Here is a 13,949-nt window from a genome sequence, read left to right as displayed (position 1 = left end):
ATGACCGAATTCGCGGGGCATCTGCCCGGCTTGCCAGCCGGCGAGGTGGAGTGGAAGACACTTCACTTCAGCGCTTGGGGCGAGGCCGCGGAGGTCCGCGTGCCCGTGCTGAGCGACGCGCAAGCCGCAGCGCTGGCGGGGCGCGTGCGCGACAATGCCCGTGCCTATCTCAAGACCCTGCGCATTGCCGAGATCACCGCGATCATCGACCAGGCGATCGCGCGATTGCTCGATCGGAACGATCCCTGGCGGCGGAAGGCCGAAAGGCTGCTGCCGATCGTGACGGGCTATGATCCCGAGATGATCCGGCTCGGCCTGACCGGTTATCTGAAGACCTTCCGGCAGCCGCAGCTCAAGCGCTTCCTGGCTGAGGATTTCGCCGATCCGCAGATCCTCGACGATTTCCAGCCCAGGCCGAAGGGCGGTTTCGCCAAGGCGTTCGGGCCGGATCTCTTGCTGCATGTCTGGGCCGGCAATGTTCCGGGCCTGCCGCTCTGGAGCCTGATATCGGGCCTGCTGGTCAAGGCCGGAAGCATCGGCAAGGTCGCCACCGCCGAGCCGCTGCTGGCGGGCTGGTTCGCCCGCATCCTGGCCGAGATCGATCCGCGCCTGGGCGAGTGTCTCGCCGTGGTCTGGTGGAAGGGCGGCGACGAGGCCGGCGAGCGCGTCTGGCTGGCTGAGGCCGACGCCATCGTCGCCTATGGCGGCAATGATGCGCTGAAGGCGATCCGGGATCGCGCTCCCGTCACCGCCCGCTATCTGCCGCATGGCCACAAGATCGGCTTCGGCATGGTCGCGCGCGCGGCGCTGGATACGCGCAAGGCAGGCGCACTTGCCCGGCAGGCCGCCTATGACGTGATGCGTTATGATCAGCAGGGCTGCTATTCCCCGCAGATGCTTTTCGTCGAGCGGGGCGGGCGCGTCTCGCCCCATGAATTCTCCGGCTATGTCGCCCATGAACTGGCGAGCTTTGCCCGAAAGCATCCGCGCCGCGCGCTCTCGATCGAGGAGGCTGCCGGCGTCGCGTCCTGGCGTGGCGCGCAAGAGAGACGCGCCTTTGGCGGCGACCGCGACATGCTGGGCGATTCTTCCGATGACTGGAGCATCGTCCATGTCGAGGATGCGCAGGCATTGGCCCCCAGCGGCCTGAACCGGACGCTCGCCATCGTCGCCGTCGACAGGCTCGACGATGTCGTCAGCTTGATCGCCCCCTTCCGGTCCTTCCTGCAAAGCGCCGGGATCGCGGCGGAGCCCAATGATCTGTTCCGGCTCGCCGGCCTGCTCGGGCAGGTCGGCGTGACGCGCATCTGCGCGCTCGGCGGCATGACCGCGCCCGAGGCCGGCTGGCACAATGACGGGCGCTTCAACCTGCTCGACCTCGTCACCATGACCGAAATCGAGTATGCGGCGGAAGCCGCTGCGGACGGGTTCGCGCCTTATGTCGATTGAGCCGCACAGCGAAGGCTTCGTCGCCATCGACAAGGCGAGCTACGGCTACGGTGACTGGCCCGCGATCGTCGATCATGTCGACTGGACGATCCCGCGCGGCGCGATCCATTGCCTGGTCGGGCGCAGCGGCTGCGGCAAGACGACCTTGCTGAAACTCGCTGCCGGCCTGCTCCTGCCCGATGAGGGGATCGTCAGGATCGATGGCGCCGCCTTGCGCGAGCCGGGACCGCAGATCGGCTTCGTCTTCCAGGCTCCGACCTTGCTGGACTGGTCGAGCGTGCTCGACAACGTGCTGCTGCCTATCTCGTTGAAGCGCCGCCCGTGCGCGGCGGACCGGGAGGCGGCACTTGATCTGCTGAAACTGGTTTCGCTGGACGGCTATGCGCAGCGCTATCCCAGCGAATTGTCGGGCGGGCAGCAAAGCCGTGTCGCGGTTGCGCGCGCGCTGGTCACCCAGCCGGCCGTACTGCTGCTCGACGAGCCTTTCGCCGCGTTGGACGCGCTGACCCGCGAGGAATTGCAGGACGACCTGCTGAGGCTCTGTGCCCTGCACGGAACGACAGTGCTGTTCGTGACCCATGACATCACCGAGGCCGTCTATCTGGCCGACCGCGTCGCGGTGATGGCGGCGGGGCGTCTGCACCATCAGATCGCCGTGGACTTGCCCCGGCCGCGCCAACGCGAATTGCGCTACGGCCAGGCCTTCAACGCGCTCTGCCGCGAGTTGCGGCAGGCGATGGACCTGGCGCCATGATCGCGCGCCTGTCCTCGGCTTTGCTGCTGCTGGTCCTCCTCGCCGGCTGGGAACTCTATTGCCGGTTTGCCGGCGTGCCGGCGCTGATCGTGCCGCCACCCTCGACCGTGCTGGCGACGCTGTGGGGCGAGATCGCCAGCGGGCGCCTGCTGCCGCATCTGCGGATCACGGCGACCGAGATGGCGCTTGGCCTCGCCTTGGGCTGCGCGATCGGGCTCGCCGCCGGGGTGGTGCTGGCGGAGGTCGGGTTCCTGCGCCGCCTGCTGCACCCCTATATCGTTGCCAGCCAGGTCGTTCCCAAGCTCGCGCTCGGCCCACTCTTCATCATCTGGTTCGGCTTCGGCATGACCTCGACGGTCGTGATCACCGCGCTGATCTGCTTCTTCCCGCTGATGGAGAACACCATGACGGGGCTGAGCCAGGTCGATCCGGCGCGGCGGGAACTCTTCCGCATGCTGGGCGCGACGCGTCTCCAGACCTTGCTGCGCCTGAAGCTGCCGAGCGCCCTGCCGGTGATCATGGCGGGCGTCCGCGTCGCTGTCGTGCTGGCGCTGGTCGGCGCGGTCGTGGGCGAGTTCATCGGGGGCAGGGCGGGGCTCGGCGCCTCCATCATCGCCGCCCAGAGCGTGATGGATTCAGGCCTGATGTTCGCGCTCTTCATCGTGATCACGCTCATGGGCATGCTGTTCTACCAGGCCGCGATCTGGCTCGAGAGCCTGCTGCTTCGCCATCATCTGAAAGGATAAATCATGTCCGGCCCATCACGTCGCTGCATTGCCCTGGCGCTGGCTTTCTCAGCCCTGCTGGCCTGTGCCAGCCGGGCGCAAACCCTGGACACGGTCACCGTCGCCGGTTGGAGCCAGCCGATCAGCGAGATCACCAATCTGCTCGCCGAGCCCGACAAGGGCTTCTTCAAGGCGAAGGGGATCGCGCTGGACTACGTGCCGGGCACGGGCGGTGGCTCCGCCATCCAGACCATGCTGACCGGCAAGGCCGACATCGCCTTCACCGATCCGGCCTCGCTCTATCTCGCCCTCGACAAGGGCGAGAAGCTGGTGGCGATCTACAACATCTATCCGCAGAACGTCTTCAACGTGGTCGCGCCCAAGAGCGCCGGCATCAAGCGGCCGGCGGACCTCAAGGGCAAGCGCATCGGCGTCTACAGCCTGTCGAGCGGCACGCGCCAGAACCTGCAGGTGCTGCTGCAGCAGGTCGGTTTGACCGAGACCGACGTCACCATCGAGGTCACGGGGCTGCTGAATTTCGCGCCGCTGATCCAGGGGCAGGTCGACGCCACCGCCGCGACTGATACGGGCCTGCTGGTCGGCCGGATGAAGGGCCTGCCCGAGGTCGACGTCATCGAGGTCAAGGATCATCTCAACCTGCCCAGCGACATCTTCGTGGTGACGCAGGCGACCTATGAGGCGAAGAAGCCGCTGCTGAAGCGTTTTCTCGCGGCCTATCGCGACAGCGCCGCCTGGATGATCGCCAAGCCTGAGGAGGCTGCGAAGATCGCCGTCACGCGCGCCATCAACGGCCGCGACGAGGCGCTCAACCTGGAGATCATCAAGCTGCGCAACCTCTCCACTGTCTCCCCGACCACCGACAGCAAGGGGCTGGGCCATTTCGACCCCGAGCCGATGCAGAAGGGGGCCGATACCTTCAGGCAGCTCGGCCTGATCACCAAGCCGATCGATATGGCCACGGTGGTGAAATCGGACCTGATCCCATAGGGCTCGCATCATGAACTTCCGCGACAGGACCATCATCGTCACGGGTTCGAGCCGCGGCATCGGGGCTGCGCTTGCAAAAGCCTTCGCCGCCGAGGGCGGGCTCGTCGTCGTCAACTATCTCAGCAACGAGGCGGCAGCACTGCAGGTCGTCGAGGCTTGCCAAGCGCTGGGCGGGCAAGCCCTGGCGATCGCGGCCGATGTGACCTCTGAGAGCGAGGTCAAGGCGATGATGGCGCGCATCGCCGACGAGGTCGGCAAGGTCGACGTCCTCGTCAACAACGCCTTCGCGCCTTACGTCTTCGATCCCGATGACCGGACGCGCTTCTGGGACACGCCCTGGTCGGCCTATCATACGCAATTCGATGGCGCGCTGAAGGCGACCTACAATATGTGCCAGGCCGTGCTGCCCTTGATGAAGCAGCGGCTGAGGGGCAGCATCGTCAACATGACGAGCGATCTCGTCGCGCGCCCGAGCATTCCCTATCACGACTACACCACGGCGAAATCGGCCCTGATCGGCTTCAGCCGGACCCTTGCCGCTGAGCTCGGCCCCTTGGGCATCCGGGTCAATTGCGTCGCGCCCGGGCTGGTCTATCCGACCGACGCGAGCCGCGCGACCAAGGAGGAGGTGAGGGACGCTCTCATCGCCCAGACTCCCCTGCGCCGGATCGCGACGCCCGAGGATATCACCGGCCCCGTCCTCTTCCTTGCCTCGGACTGGAGCGGCTTCGTCACCGGGCAGACGCTCCATGTCGATGGCGGGCTGGTGATGGCCTAGAGCTGTTGAACGATCCAGCTGGATCGTTCAACAGCTCTAGCTCTTTGTTTTAACGCGTTTTCTTCACGCGAACCGGTGTCCACTTCGCTCGAAAACGCTCTAAGACGCCACCGCCTGCGCATCCCTGATCGCCCGCCAGACGCGGGCAGGGGTTGCGGGCATGTCGAGATGCGTCACGCCGAGCGGGCGCAGCGCGTCGAGGACGGCGTTCATCACCGTCTGCGGCGCGCCGATGCAGCCGGCCTGGCCCGAGCCTTTCGCACCCAGCGGATTGGCTTTCGTCGGCACCTCGACCATCTCCAGATCGAAGAACGGAATGTCGTCGGCGCGCGGCATGGCGTAGTCCATGAAGGTCGCGCTGAGGAGCTGCCCGGAATCGGGATCGTAGACCGCTTCCTCGAGCAGCGCCTGTCCGATGCCTTGCGCCAGCCCGCCATGAACCTGGCTTTCCGTCAGCAGCGGATTGACCAGCCGGCCGTAGTCGTCGACGGCGACATAGCGCTCCAGCGACACGGCTCCCGTTTCGGGATCGATCTCGACCTCGGCGACCTGCGCGCCGTTGGGAAAGGTGATGACGTCGCAGATATTGTCGCCATGGCTGCTCAGGGCCCCGCCGGTGCTCTCCGCGACATGCCGGGCAACAGTGAAGAGATCGATCTCCCTTACCAGGCCGTCGGCCCCTGCAACGGTGCGGAAGCCGCCATCGCCGAAGGCCAGCTCGCCCGCCCCGACCTGCAGCAATTGCGCCGCGACGGGGAGCGCCCTGGCGATCAGATCATCTGCTGCCATCAGCAACGCCGTCCCGCCCAGATGCAGGGAGCGCGCCCCGCCATGGCCGCCGCCGCGCGGCACCAGGGCGGTGTCGCCCTGCACCAGCCGGAAGGTTTCGACCGGCAAGCCCAGCCGCTGCGCCGCGACCTGCGCGAAGCTCGTCTCATGGCCCTGGCCGTTGGATTGCGTGCCGACCGCCATGTCGATCGCGCCGTCGCGCCGCACCGTCAGCCAGGCCTCTTCATTGGGCTGGCCGCGCGAGGTCTCCAGAAAGCAGCCGATGCCGAAGCCGCGCAGCTTGCCGCGCTTCTTCGCCTCGCGCTTGCGCCTGGCGAAGCCGGCGCGGTCGGCTGCGGCGAGAACCCGGTCGAGATTATCCGCGAACGCGCCGCAATCGATCACGGTGCCGAAGGCGCTGCGATGGGGAAAACGCCGGATGAAGTTGCGCCGGCGCAGTTCCGCCGGATCGATCGCAAGCTGATGCGCGGCCGTATCGATCAGCCGCTCCAGCAGATAGTTCGCTTCCGGCTTGCCGGCGCCGCGATAGGCGTCGATCGGCGCCGTGTTGGTGAAGGCGCCGCGCACATCCATCGTCATGGCCGGGATGTCGTAGAGCCCGCCCATCGCGGTCGAGGGTGAATTCGTCGAGCTTCCCGGGCCGAGCGAGGAGACATAGGCGCCGAGATTACTGAGCGTCTCGACCGCCAGCGCCAGGAAACGGCCCTTGGCGTCGAGCGCGAGCCGCGCCTTGGTGAGGTTGTCGCGGCCATGCACGCCGCTGGTGAACTCGTCGAGGCGGTCGGCCGTCCAGTGCACCGGCCGCGCCAGCTTGCGCGCCGCCCACAGCACCAGGGCATATTCGGGATAGGTGACGTTCTTCATGCCGAAGCCGCCGCCGACATCGGGGCAGGAGACCTCGATCCTGTCGAGGGGCAGGCCGAAGACGCCCTCAGCCAGCTCGCGGCGGATGGCGTGCACCGAGGCGCCGCTGATCGCCAGGCTATAGACCCCGCTCGCCGGATCGAAGCGGCCGAGTGCGATGCGCGGCTCCATGGCGGCCGCCACGATGCGGTTGTTGACGAGGTCGCAGGAGGCGATATGCGCGGCGCTCGCAAAGGCTTTCGCCACCGCCTCCCGGTCGCCGCGCTCGAAGCGGAAGGCCAGGTTGCCCGGGGCTTCCGGCCAGATCTGCGCGGCCTGCGGGTCCAGCGCACCGCGCAGTTCCGTCACCGAGGGCAGGATGTCGTAGTCGACGATGACCTGCTCGCAGGCGTCGCGCGCGGCCTCGCGGCTCTCGGCGACGACGAAGGCGACAAGATCGCCGACATGGCGCACCCGCTCGCGCGCCAATGGAAAACGCGGAGGTACGATCAGCGGATCGACGGTCTTGACCACGATATAGCAGGGCAGGGGATGAAGCCCGTCGAGATCGTCGGCGGTGTAGATGCCCCGCACGCCCGCCATCTCGGCGGCCGCTGCGGTATCGATCGAGAGGATGCGGGCATGGGCATGGGGCGAGCGCACCATGGCGGCGAAGAGTTCGCCAGGGACGGGGTGGTCGTCGAGATAACGGCCCGCGCCGGTGAGAAAGCGCTGATCCTCGCGCCGCCGCAACGAGCGCGGGTCGTCGGGCGCGGGGACCATGCGCATGCTGTCCGAGGCGATCAGGTCGTCATTCATATCGCTTCGCTCTCGCCTCAATGCCGCGCGCGGCCCGGTGCCGCGCGCGGCCCGGTCGCCGCCATCGCAGCCACTCGGATGCAACCGCTTTGCCATCCCGGTGGCTGACACCCAACGGGAAACTAGGATGTCGGCTCGGCTGCCGCATCCCGGAGGGCGTCGATATGCAGGGCGGCTGCCTTCATGGCCTTGCTCTCGATGGCCCGGTAATGCGCCACGATCTCGCGGCCCATCGGCGTCAGATGCGCGCCGCCGCCCTTGGCACCACCGGGCGCGGCCTCGACGAGCGGCTGACGGAACATCCGGTTGAGATTGTCCACCAGGAGCCAGGCCCGGCGATAGGACATCGCCATGGCGCGTCCGGCGCCTGAGATCGAGCCCGATGCCTCGATCGCCTCCAGCAGCTCGACCTTGCCCGGCCCGAGCCGGCCGATCGGCACGAGGTCGATCCTGACGCTGATCAGGGCGGAGGGCTTTTGCCGGGCGGTCTCGGGCATGTCGGCATCCTGTTGCTTCCACCCGTTCTAAACAGATTTTTGCCGGACCGCACCGACAGCTTCCGATCGAGCCGCGCCGACTCCGTCTTTCAGGAAGGGGCGAGCCCTATATCGCCGGGAACATAGCCCGGGCTGCGCCACATGCCTCGCAGCGGCGCGGAGCCTCAACTCGTCTCGACGGAAACGCTCTTGATCACCGCATAGACCTGGCTGCCTTGCTTCAGCGCCAGGGCCGCCACGGATTTGGTGGTCAGGCGCGCCAGCAGGCTCTCGCCATTGCAGTCGATGACCAGCTCGACCGCCGCACCCTCGCGCCTCCTGCCGATTGCGGCAATCGTGCCCGGCAGGATGTTGAGCGCGCTCACGCCGGTCGGCGGCGTCAGGCTGATCAGGACGTCGCTGGCAAGAATGCGAACCCGGACATGCCCGCCGACAGGCAAGGCGCTGCGCGAAACCTGCAACAGGCCGGCCTGGGTTCTCAGGCTGGTCAGATGGTATTCGGCATCGTGGCTGACGATCTCCGCTTCCAGGATGGAGCCGGCCTCGGCCGCACCCGACAAGCCAGCGACGTCCAGCCGTGACATGACCTCCGCCGTCGGGCCGCAGGCCTTGATGGCGCCCTGGTCGACCACGACCAGCGTCGTCGCCAGCCGCGCCACCTCCGCCACCGAATGCGAGACATAGACGATGGGAATGCCGATCTCGTCGCGCAGACGCTCGATATAGGGCAGGATTTCGGCCTTGCGCGCTTCGTCGAGCGAGGCCAGCGGCTCGTCCATCAAGAGCAGGCGGGGATTGGCCAGCAAGGCACGGCCGATCGCGATGCGCTGCTTCTCGCCTCCCGACAGGCCCGTCGGCCGGCGTTCGAGCAGATGGCCGATCCCGAGCAGGTCCAGCACGGCCTCGAAGGCAATGCTGTCGCGCCCTTCGCGTGGCGCGAACCAGCGCCCGAACAGCAGGTTCTGGCGCACCGTCAGATGGGGAAAGAGCCGGGCTTCCTGAAAGACATAGCCGATCCGCCGGCGGTGTTTGGGCACGAAAACGCCGTGCTTGGTATCGACCAGCACCTCGCCGTCGACGAGGACGCGCCCGCGCGCTGGGCGGATGAGGCCGCCGATGACGTTGACGAGCGAGGTCTTGCCGGAGCCCGAGCGGCCAAACAACGCCGTCAGACGCCCATTGGAGGTGAAGCTGGCGTCGAGCTTGAACTGGCCCAACTGATGTTCGACCGCGATGTCGAGGAGCGGGCTCATTCAACCGCGATCCTGCGCCCGACGAAACGCGCCATCCATTCCGAGACGAACAGCGCCGCGACCGAGATCGCGATCGAGATCAGCGTCAGGCGCGTCGCGCCGGCCTCGCCGCCGGGCACCTGGGTGAAGGTGTAGATCGCCGAGGGCAAGGTCTGCGTCTCCCCCGGGATGTTGGAGACGAAGGTGATGGTCGCGCCGAATTCGCCCATTGCCTTGGCGAAGCACAAGATCATGCCGACGACGATGCCCGGCAGGCAGAGCGGCAGCGTGACGACGAGGAAGACCCAGGCGGGGCTGGCGCCGAGCGTGCCGGCTGCGTCCTCCAGCTTGCGGTCGACCGCCTCGATCGAAAGGCGGATGGCGCGCACCATCAGGGGAAAGCCCATGACCGCGGCGGCCAGCACCGCGCCCGTCCAGCGGAAGGAGAGCACGATGCCGAAATAATCATAGAGGAACTGCCCGATCGGCCCGCGCCGGCCAAAGCCGATCAGCAGGAGATAGCCGGTCACGACGGGCGGCATGATCAACGGCAGATGGACGGCCGCATCGAGCAGCGATTTGCCCCAGAAGCGGCCGCGCGCGAGCAGGAAGGCGACGCCGAGCCCGAGCGGCAGGCTTGCGAGCATCGCTGTCGTCGCGACGACCAGGCTCAGGCGGACCGCCGTCCATTCCTCGGGAGAAAGCCAGTCGCTCACGAGGCGTTGGCGGGCCTGTTCAGCACGGTGAAGCCTTGGCGTTCGAAGGCGGCCTTCGGCCCCGCTCCGCGCAGATAGGCGAGGAAGCCCTGCGCGTCAGGATTGGTCGCGTCCTTCGTCACCGCGACGGGATAGATGATCGGCGGGTGCGAGTCCTCCGGGAAGACCGCCGCGACCTTGACCTTGGAGTCGGCGGCGGCATCGGTGGCGTAGACGATGCCGAGCGGCGCCTCGCCCCGCGAAACCAGGAGCAGGGCGGCGCGGACATTGTCCGCCTGCGCGATCTTGTCCTTGACCTTGTCCCAGCCGCCGAGCTTCTCCAGCGCCGCCTTGCCGTATTTGCCGGCCGGCACGGAAACGACATTGCCCATGGCGAGGCGGCCGGAACCGAGCGCGGCGCTCAGATCGACGCCCGCCGTCAGGGCGACCTGCGCCGTCGAATCCGAGGGCGTAACCAGCACGATCCGGTTGGCCAGCAGGCTGATCCGCGTCTCCGGCTTGATCAGGTTCTTGCTCGCCGCATAGTCCATCCAGTCGAGGTCGGCGGAGAGGAAGAGATCGGCCGGGGCACCCTGTTCGAGCTGCTTGGCGAGCGCATTGCTGGCCGCATAGGAAATCTTCGGAGCCGGCTTACCGGTTTCCTTGACCCAGGCTGCTGTCGCCTCGTCGAGCGCGTTCTTAAGGCTCGCCGCCGCGAAGATGACGAGTTCCTTGGTCTGGGCCTGCGCGGTCGCGACGTTTGCGGAGAAACCGAGCAGGAGCGCGGCCGTGAAACCCATCACCAATCGGCGGTTCCTCGTCATTTCGTTCACCCTCGTCGCGTTTGCCTTCGCTCTGTTTGGTTGAATATAACGGCTGCCGCAACAGGTCGAGCCCAACAATTGCGTGAGCTTGGTCTGCGACCCTATCCCAGGGCCGAGCGGCCCAGTCGTTTCAGGAGAGAGCCCATGAAGATCAGCGCCCGCAACCAGCTCAGAGGCACGATCATCGAGATCACCAAGGGCGCGACGACCGCCCATGTCCGGCTCGATGTCGGCGGCACGATCGTGACCTCGGCGATCACCAATGCAGCGGTGGAGGAGCTCAAGCTCGCTGTCGGGCAGCAGGCCTATGCCGTGGTCAAGGCGTCCGACGTGATGATCGCGATCGATTGAAGCGAAAGCCCGCCGGGCCGGGGAAGAACCTACCCGGCCAGCACTTTCGGCAGCCACAGCACGATCTCGGGATAGACCGTCAAGAGCAGGGTGAACAGGATCAGGATGACCAGATAGGGGAAGGTCACCTTGGCGATGTAGCCGAGACCGTCCCCGGTCAGGCCCTGGATCACGAAGAGGTTGAAGCCGACCGGCGGCGTGATCTGCGCCATCTCCACCACCAGCACCATGAAGACGCCGAACCAGATCGGATCGAATCCCGCCTGCTTCACGATCGGCAGCACGATCGGCAGCGTCATGACGATCATCGAGAAGCCGTCGAGGAAGCAGCCGAGCACGATATAGAAGGCGATCAGCGCGACGATCAGCATGAAGGGCGTCAGGTTCAGCCCCTTGACGAAGGCGGCGACCGCCTGGGGAATGCCAAGGAAGGCGGCGGCATTGCCCAGGATCGAGGCGCCCAGCACGATCAGCGCGATCATCGAGCAGGTGATCACCGAGCCGATCAGGATGCCCTTGATCGCCTCGAAATTCAGCGAACCCTGGAACGCGGTGACAAGCGCGGCGCCGAGCACGCCGACGGCGGCGGCCTCGGACGGCGTCGCGATGCCGCCATACATCGAGCCGAGCACGCACAGGATCAGGAACAGCGCCGGGGCCAGATCGCGCAGGGCGGAAAAGCGCTCGCGCCAGCTCAGATTGCGCAGATCGTTCTCGGCTTGCGGCACGAGGTCCCCGCGCAGCGTGGTGTGGATCATCACCCAGGCCATGAAGGTGCCGGCGAGCAGGAAGCCCGGGATGAAGCCGGCGGTGAACAGCTTCAGGATCGAGACGTCGCCGAGCACGCCATAGATGATCATGATGTTGGAGGGCGGGATCAGGAAGCCGAGCGTGCCGGCGCCCGCCAGCGAGCCGATGGCGATGTCCTTGGAGTAGCCGCGCTTGAGCAGTTCGGTGAGCGCGATACGCCCGACGACCTGGGTCGTCGCCGCCGAGGAGCCCGAGATCGCCGCGAAGATCGTGCAGCCGAAAACGTTCACATGCAGCAGGCGCCCGGGCAGCAAGCCGGCCCAGGGTGCGAGACCCTTGAACAGCGAGCGCGACAGATGGGTGCGGAACAGCAACTCGCCCATCAGGATGAAGAGCGGCAGCGCCAGCAATTCCTGCGTCGTCAGGATGTTCCAGGCATATTGCGGCAGGAGCCGGTCGAGCGGCATCGAGCGGAACAGGAAGAGCAGCACCGTGCCGGTCAGCGCGAGCGTCAGACCGATCCACAACCCGCTGGCCAAGAGGCCGAACAGGATCGCGAACATGACGATGACTTCGATGGACATGGGTGTGATCCCGACCGGCGCACCGGTCCTTGAGTAGAGGAAGGGCGCTGTGGCGAGGCGCTGCTCAGTCCGCGGGGGACGCGGCCTTCATCGAATGATCTTCCAGCGGCAGGCCAAGGGCTGCCTGGATAACGCGCGCGAGGTACTGCAGGGTCAAAAGCAGCATGCCGAAGGTCACCACGGCCTGGGGAAACCAGACCGGCGTGTCGCTCGAGACCGAGGTCTGGCCCCGGCTGAACGAGCCCCAGGAGAAGCGCACCATCGCGTAGGTCAGGAAGCTCATGAAGGCGAAGCCGAGCAGCGCCGCCAGGACCTCCAGCGGCCGCCGCAGAGCCGGCGGCGCCTTGCCGATCAGCAGGGTGACGCGGACATGGCCGCCCGCGCGCAGAGTCATGGCGGCCCCAAATGTGAAGGAGGCCGCCATCAGATAGGAGGAATACTCCCACGCCACCGGGATCGAAGCGGGGAAGAAGGGCAGGAAATTCGACAGGAAGCGGGTGCCGATCTCGCACAGCATGAGCAATGTCAGCGCCAGCAGGCAGCCGCCGCCGATCCAGCCGTCGAGGCGGCTGAGCCGGTCGATTCCGTCGAGCAGGGCGCGCAGGGCAGCCGGAACGGCGACCGCTTGCGGTTCGGCAAACCTTGGCGGTTCGGAGGGGGAGGCGTTGGTCACGAGCCGCGCTTCATCTCGGTGAGATAGGCCTTCACCGGCTTGTCGGCGGCGGGAACGCGCTTGAGGAAAGCGTCGAGCAGCGGCGCGGTCTTGGCGCGCAGATCGGCCATCATCGGCGCCGGTACCGGCACGATCTCCATGCCGCCCTCGGTCAGGCGCTTGAGGCTGTCGGTATCGGCCTTGAGCGAAGCCGCCCAGAAATCGGGCTCAAGCTTGGCGGCGATGTCCTCCATCGCCTTGCGCTCCTCGGGCTTCAGCTTTTTCCAGCTGTCGAGATTGATCGTGACCATCTCCGACGACCAGACATGGTTGGTCGGCAGCAGATATTTCAGGAACTCCCAGAACTTGCCGTCGACGCCCGACACCGCCGAAGTCGAGACGCCCGAGACCACGCCCGAGGCCAGCGCCGGCACGGTCTCGCCCCAGGGGATCAGGACCGGCGACATGCCGACCGCGTTGAGCATGTCGACGGCGTTCTTGTCGGGCACGCGGATCTTGATGCTCTTCAGCATCTCGACCGTGGTCGCCTTGGCCTTGAGCTGCAGATACTGCGTCGGCCAGGGCACGATGAAGAGGATCTTCTGGTTGTTGCGCTCGGCGATCTTGTCATATTCGGGCCGCACATATTTGTGCAGGATCTTGAGTTCCTCGGGCGTGCCGACGAGGAAGGGCACGCTTTCCACGCCCATGAACGGCTCGTCGCCGACCTGCTGGATGTTGAGGATATCGGCCATCGGCACGATGCCGTCACGCACGGCGCGCAGATGCTCGGGCCCCTTGAAGCCGAGCTGGCCGCCGGCCTTGACCAGGATGTCGACGCCGCCATTCGTCGCCTTCTTGACCTCTGCGGCGTAGCGCATGGCGTTTTGCGTGTGGAAATTGCTTTCGGGCCAGACGGTCGAAAGGTCGAGTTGGGTTTGCGCGGCCGCAGGCTGGGCCAGCATGCCGAGCAACCCCATTCCCAGCAGAAGCGCGCGCCGCGCGATGCGATGGTCCGCCATGATCCGTAAGCCCTTCCAGTGAAGCCGTGTGTCGGTGAGGGAGAAAGCAAATCCCCGGCCAACCAGGGGCTGGGGTGGCGGGCTAGGTGACCGACTCATAACTTCGCAACCAGATGCGGATTGAAGCGAGTTGGACTGAGGCGAGGAAGTTGTCGTCTCGCTTATCGTAGCGCGTGG

Annotated in this window: 14 protein-coding genes; 6 read left to right on the top strand and 8 right to left on the bottom strand. The window is 66.5% G+C overall.

The genetic code is table 11. The features are described from left to right. The 5 genes from J2Y55_RS08675 to J2Y55_RS08655 are packed head-to-tail and all read left to right on the top strand — an operon-like array spanning position 1 to position 4,714. Positions 1-1,449 carry an acyl-CoA reductase gene (locus tag J2Y55_RS08675; RefSeq protein WP_310150782.1) on the top strand — a complete coding sequence of 483 codons (1,449 nt, stop codon included), beginning with the start codon at positions 1-3 and terminating at the stop codon, positions 1,447-1,449. After that, positions 1,439-2,203: an ABC transporter ATP-binding protein gene (locus J2Y55_RS08670; RefSeq protein ID WP_310150780.1), complete on the top strand. Its 765-nt coding sequence runs from the start codon at positions 1,439-1,441 to the stop codon at positions 2,201-2,203. The genes J2Y55_RS08675 and J2Y55_RS08670 overlap by 11 nt, the downstream gene beginning before the upstream one ends. Then, positions 2,200-2,949 carry an ABC transporter permease gene (locus tag J2Y55_RS08665; protein WP_310150778.1) on the top strand — a complete coding sequence of 250 codons (750 nt, stop codon included), beginning with the start codon at positions 2,200-2,202 and terminating at the stop codon, positions 2,947-2,949. Before J2Y55_RS08670 ends, J2Y55_RS08665 begins: the two co-directional genes overlap by 4 nt. Positions 2,950-2,952: 3 nt before the next feature. Beyond that, positions 2,953-3,936: an ABC transporter substrate-binding protein gene (locus tag J2Y55_RS08660; protein WP_310150775.1), complete on the top strand. Its 984-nt coding sequence runs from the start codon at positions 2,953-2,955 to the stop codon at positions 3,934-3,936. Positions 3,937-3,946: 10 nt separating this feature from the next. Continuing rightward, entirely contained in the window at positions 3,947-4,714 is a 768-nt protein-coding gene (locus tag J2Y55_RS08655) for an SDR family oxidoreductase (protein ID WP_310150772.1), read from the top strand. 99 nt (positions 4,715-4,813) lie between these two features. Here the strand turns inward: J2Y55_RS08655 and J2Y55_RS08650 are convergent, their stop codons facing one another. The 5 genes from J2Y55_RS08650 to modA all read right to left on the bottom strand — a co-directional run bounded on the left by J2Y55_RS08650 (position 4,814) and on the right by modA (position 10,413). After that, a complete protein-coding gene (locus tag J2Y55_RS08650) occupies positions 4,814-7,165 on the bottom strand; it encodes a xanthine dehydrogenase family protein molybdopterin-binding subunit (protein WP_310150770.1) in 2,352 nt (783 codons plus the stop codon). Between the two features lie 122 nt (positions 7,166-7,287). Continuing rightward, positions 7,288-7,662 (bottom strand): winged helix-turn-helix domain-containing protein, encoded by a 375-nt coding sequence (locus J2Y55_RS08645; protein WP_310150767.1) that lies wholly within the window; start codon positions 7,660-7,662, stop codon positions 7,288-7,290. A gap of 164 nt (positions 7,663-7,826) precedes the next feature. Further along, entirely contained in the window at positions 7,827-8,915 is a 1,089-nt protein-coding gene (gene modC / locus J2Y55_RS08640; RefSeq protein ID WP_310150764.1) for a molybdenum ABC transporter ATP-binding protein, read from the bottom strand. Beyond that, complete coding sequence (gene modB, locus J2Y55_RS08635; RefSeq protein WP_310150761.1) at positions 8,912-9,610, bottom strand: molybdate ABC transporter permease subunit; 699 nt, start codon at positions 9,608-9,610, stop codon at positions 8,912-8,914. Before modB ends, modC begins: the two co-directional genes overlap by 4 nt. Continuing rightward, on the bottom strand, positions 9,607-10,413 hold the full coding sequence (gene modA / locus J2Y55_RS08630) for a molybdate ABC transporter substrate-binding protein (RefSeq protein ID WP_310150758.1): 807 nt from the start codon (positions 10,411-10,413) through the stop codon (positions 9,607-9,609). The genes modB and modA overlap by 4 nt, the downstream gene beginning before the upstream one ends. Before the next feature lie 144 nt (positions 10,414-10,557). Between modA and J2Y55_RS08625 the strand changes: the two genes are divergently transcribed. Further along, on the top strand, positions 10,558-10,764 hold the full coding sequence (locus tag J2Y55_RS08625; RefSeq protein WP_310150756.1) for a TOBE domain-containing protein: 207 nt from the start codon (positions 10,558-10,560) through the stop codon (positions 10,762-10,764). 29 nt (positions 10,765-10,793) lie between these two features. Here J2Y55_RS08625 and J2Y55_RS08620 read toward each other — a convergent pair whose 3' ends face one another. The 3 genes from J2Y55_RS08620 to J2Y55_RS08610 all read right to left on the bottom strand — a co-directional run bounded on the left by J2Y55_RS08620 (position 10,794) and on the right by J2Y55_RS08610 (position 13,730). Next, positions 10,794-12,098, bottom strand: a complete 1,305-nt coding sequence (locus J2Y55_RS08620) for a TRAP transporter large permease (protein ID WP_310150753.1) — start codon at positions 12,096-12,098, stop codon at positions 10,794-10,796. Positions 12,099-12,162: 64 nt separating this feature from the next. Continuing rightward, the gene (locus J2Y55_RS08615) at positions 12,163-12,771 is read right to left on the bottom strand and encodes a TRAP transporter small permease subunit (RefSeq protein ID WP_310150750.1); all 609 of its coding nucleotides are present in this window, start codon (positions 12,769-12,771) and stop codon (positions 12,163-12,165) included. Then, a complete protein-coding gene (locus J2Y55_RS08610) occupies positions 12,768-13,730 on the bottom strand; it encodes a TRAP transporter substrate-binding protein (RefSeq protein ID WP_310152001.1) in 963 nt (320 codons plus the stop codon). Before J2Y55_RS08610 ends, J2Y55_RS08615 begins: the two co-directional genes overlap by 4 nt. Positions 13,731-13,949 lie beyond the last annotated feature (219 nt).

Source organism: Allobosea sp. BE125 (genome assembly GCF_031456075.1).
Classification (GTDB): domain Bacteria; phylum Pseudomonadota; class Alphaproteobacteria; order Rhizobiales; family Beijerinckiaceae; genus Allobosea.
Note: the sequence above shows the minus strand (reverse complement) of the source record. Positions and strands in the feature narration are given on the sequence as shown.

Bases quoted from the DNA above. Each gene is read 5' to 3' on its own strand.
- J2Y55_RS08675 (WP_310150782.1), top strand. From the start codon at position 1: ATGACCGAATTCGCGGGGCATCTGCCCGGCTTGCCAGCCGGCGAGGTG.
- J2Y55_RS08670 (WP_310150780.1), top strand. From the start codon at position 1,439: ATGTCGATTGAGCCGCACAGCGAAGGCTTCGTCGCCATCGACAAGGCG.
- J2Y55_RS08665 (WP_310150778.1), top strand. From the start codon at position 2,200: ATGATCGCGCGCCTGTCCTCGGCTTTGCTGCTGCTGGTCCTCCTCGCC.
- J2Y55_RS08660 (WP_310150775.1), top strand. From the start codon at position 2,953: ATGTCCGGCCCATCACGTCGCTGCATTGCCCTGGCGCTGGCTTTCTCA.
- J2Y55_RS08655 (WP_310150772.1), top strand. From the start codon at position 3,947: ATGAACTTCCGCGACAGGACCATCATCGTCACGGGTTCGAGCCGCGGC.
- J2Y55_RS08650 (WP_310150770.1), bottom strand. From the start codon at position 7,165: ATGAATGACGACCTGATCGCCTCGGACAGCATGCGCATGGTCCCCGCG.
- J2Y55_RS08645 (WP_310150767.1), bottom strand. From the start codon at position 7,662: ATGCCCGAGACCGCCCGGCAAAAGCCCTCCGCCCTGATCAGCGTCAGG.
- modC (WP_310150764.1), bottom strand. From the start codon at position 8,915: ATGAGCCCGCTCCTCGACATCGCGGTCGAACATCAGTTGGGCCAGTTC.
- modA (WP_310150758.1), bottom strand. From the start codon at position 10,413: ATGACGAGGAACCGCCGATTGGTGATGGGTTTCACGGCCGCGCTCCTG.
- J2Y55_RS08625 (WP_310150756.1), top strand. From the start codon at position 10,558: ATGAAGATCAGCGCCCGCAACCAGCTCAGAGGCACGATCATCGAGATC.
- J2Y55_RS08620 (WP_310150753.1), bottom strand. From the start codon at position 12,098: ATGTCCATCGAAGTCATCGTCATGTTCGCGATCCTGTTCGGCCTCTTG.
- J2Y55_RS08610 (WP_310152001.1), bottom strand. From the start codon at position 13,730: ATGGGGTTGCTCGGCATGCTGGCCCAGCCTGCGGCCGCGCAAACCCAA.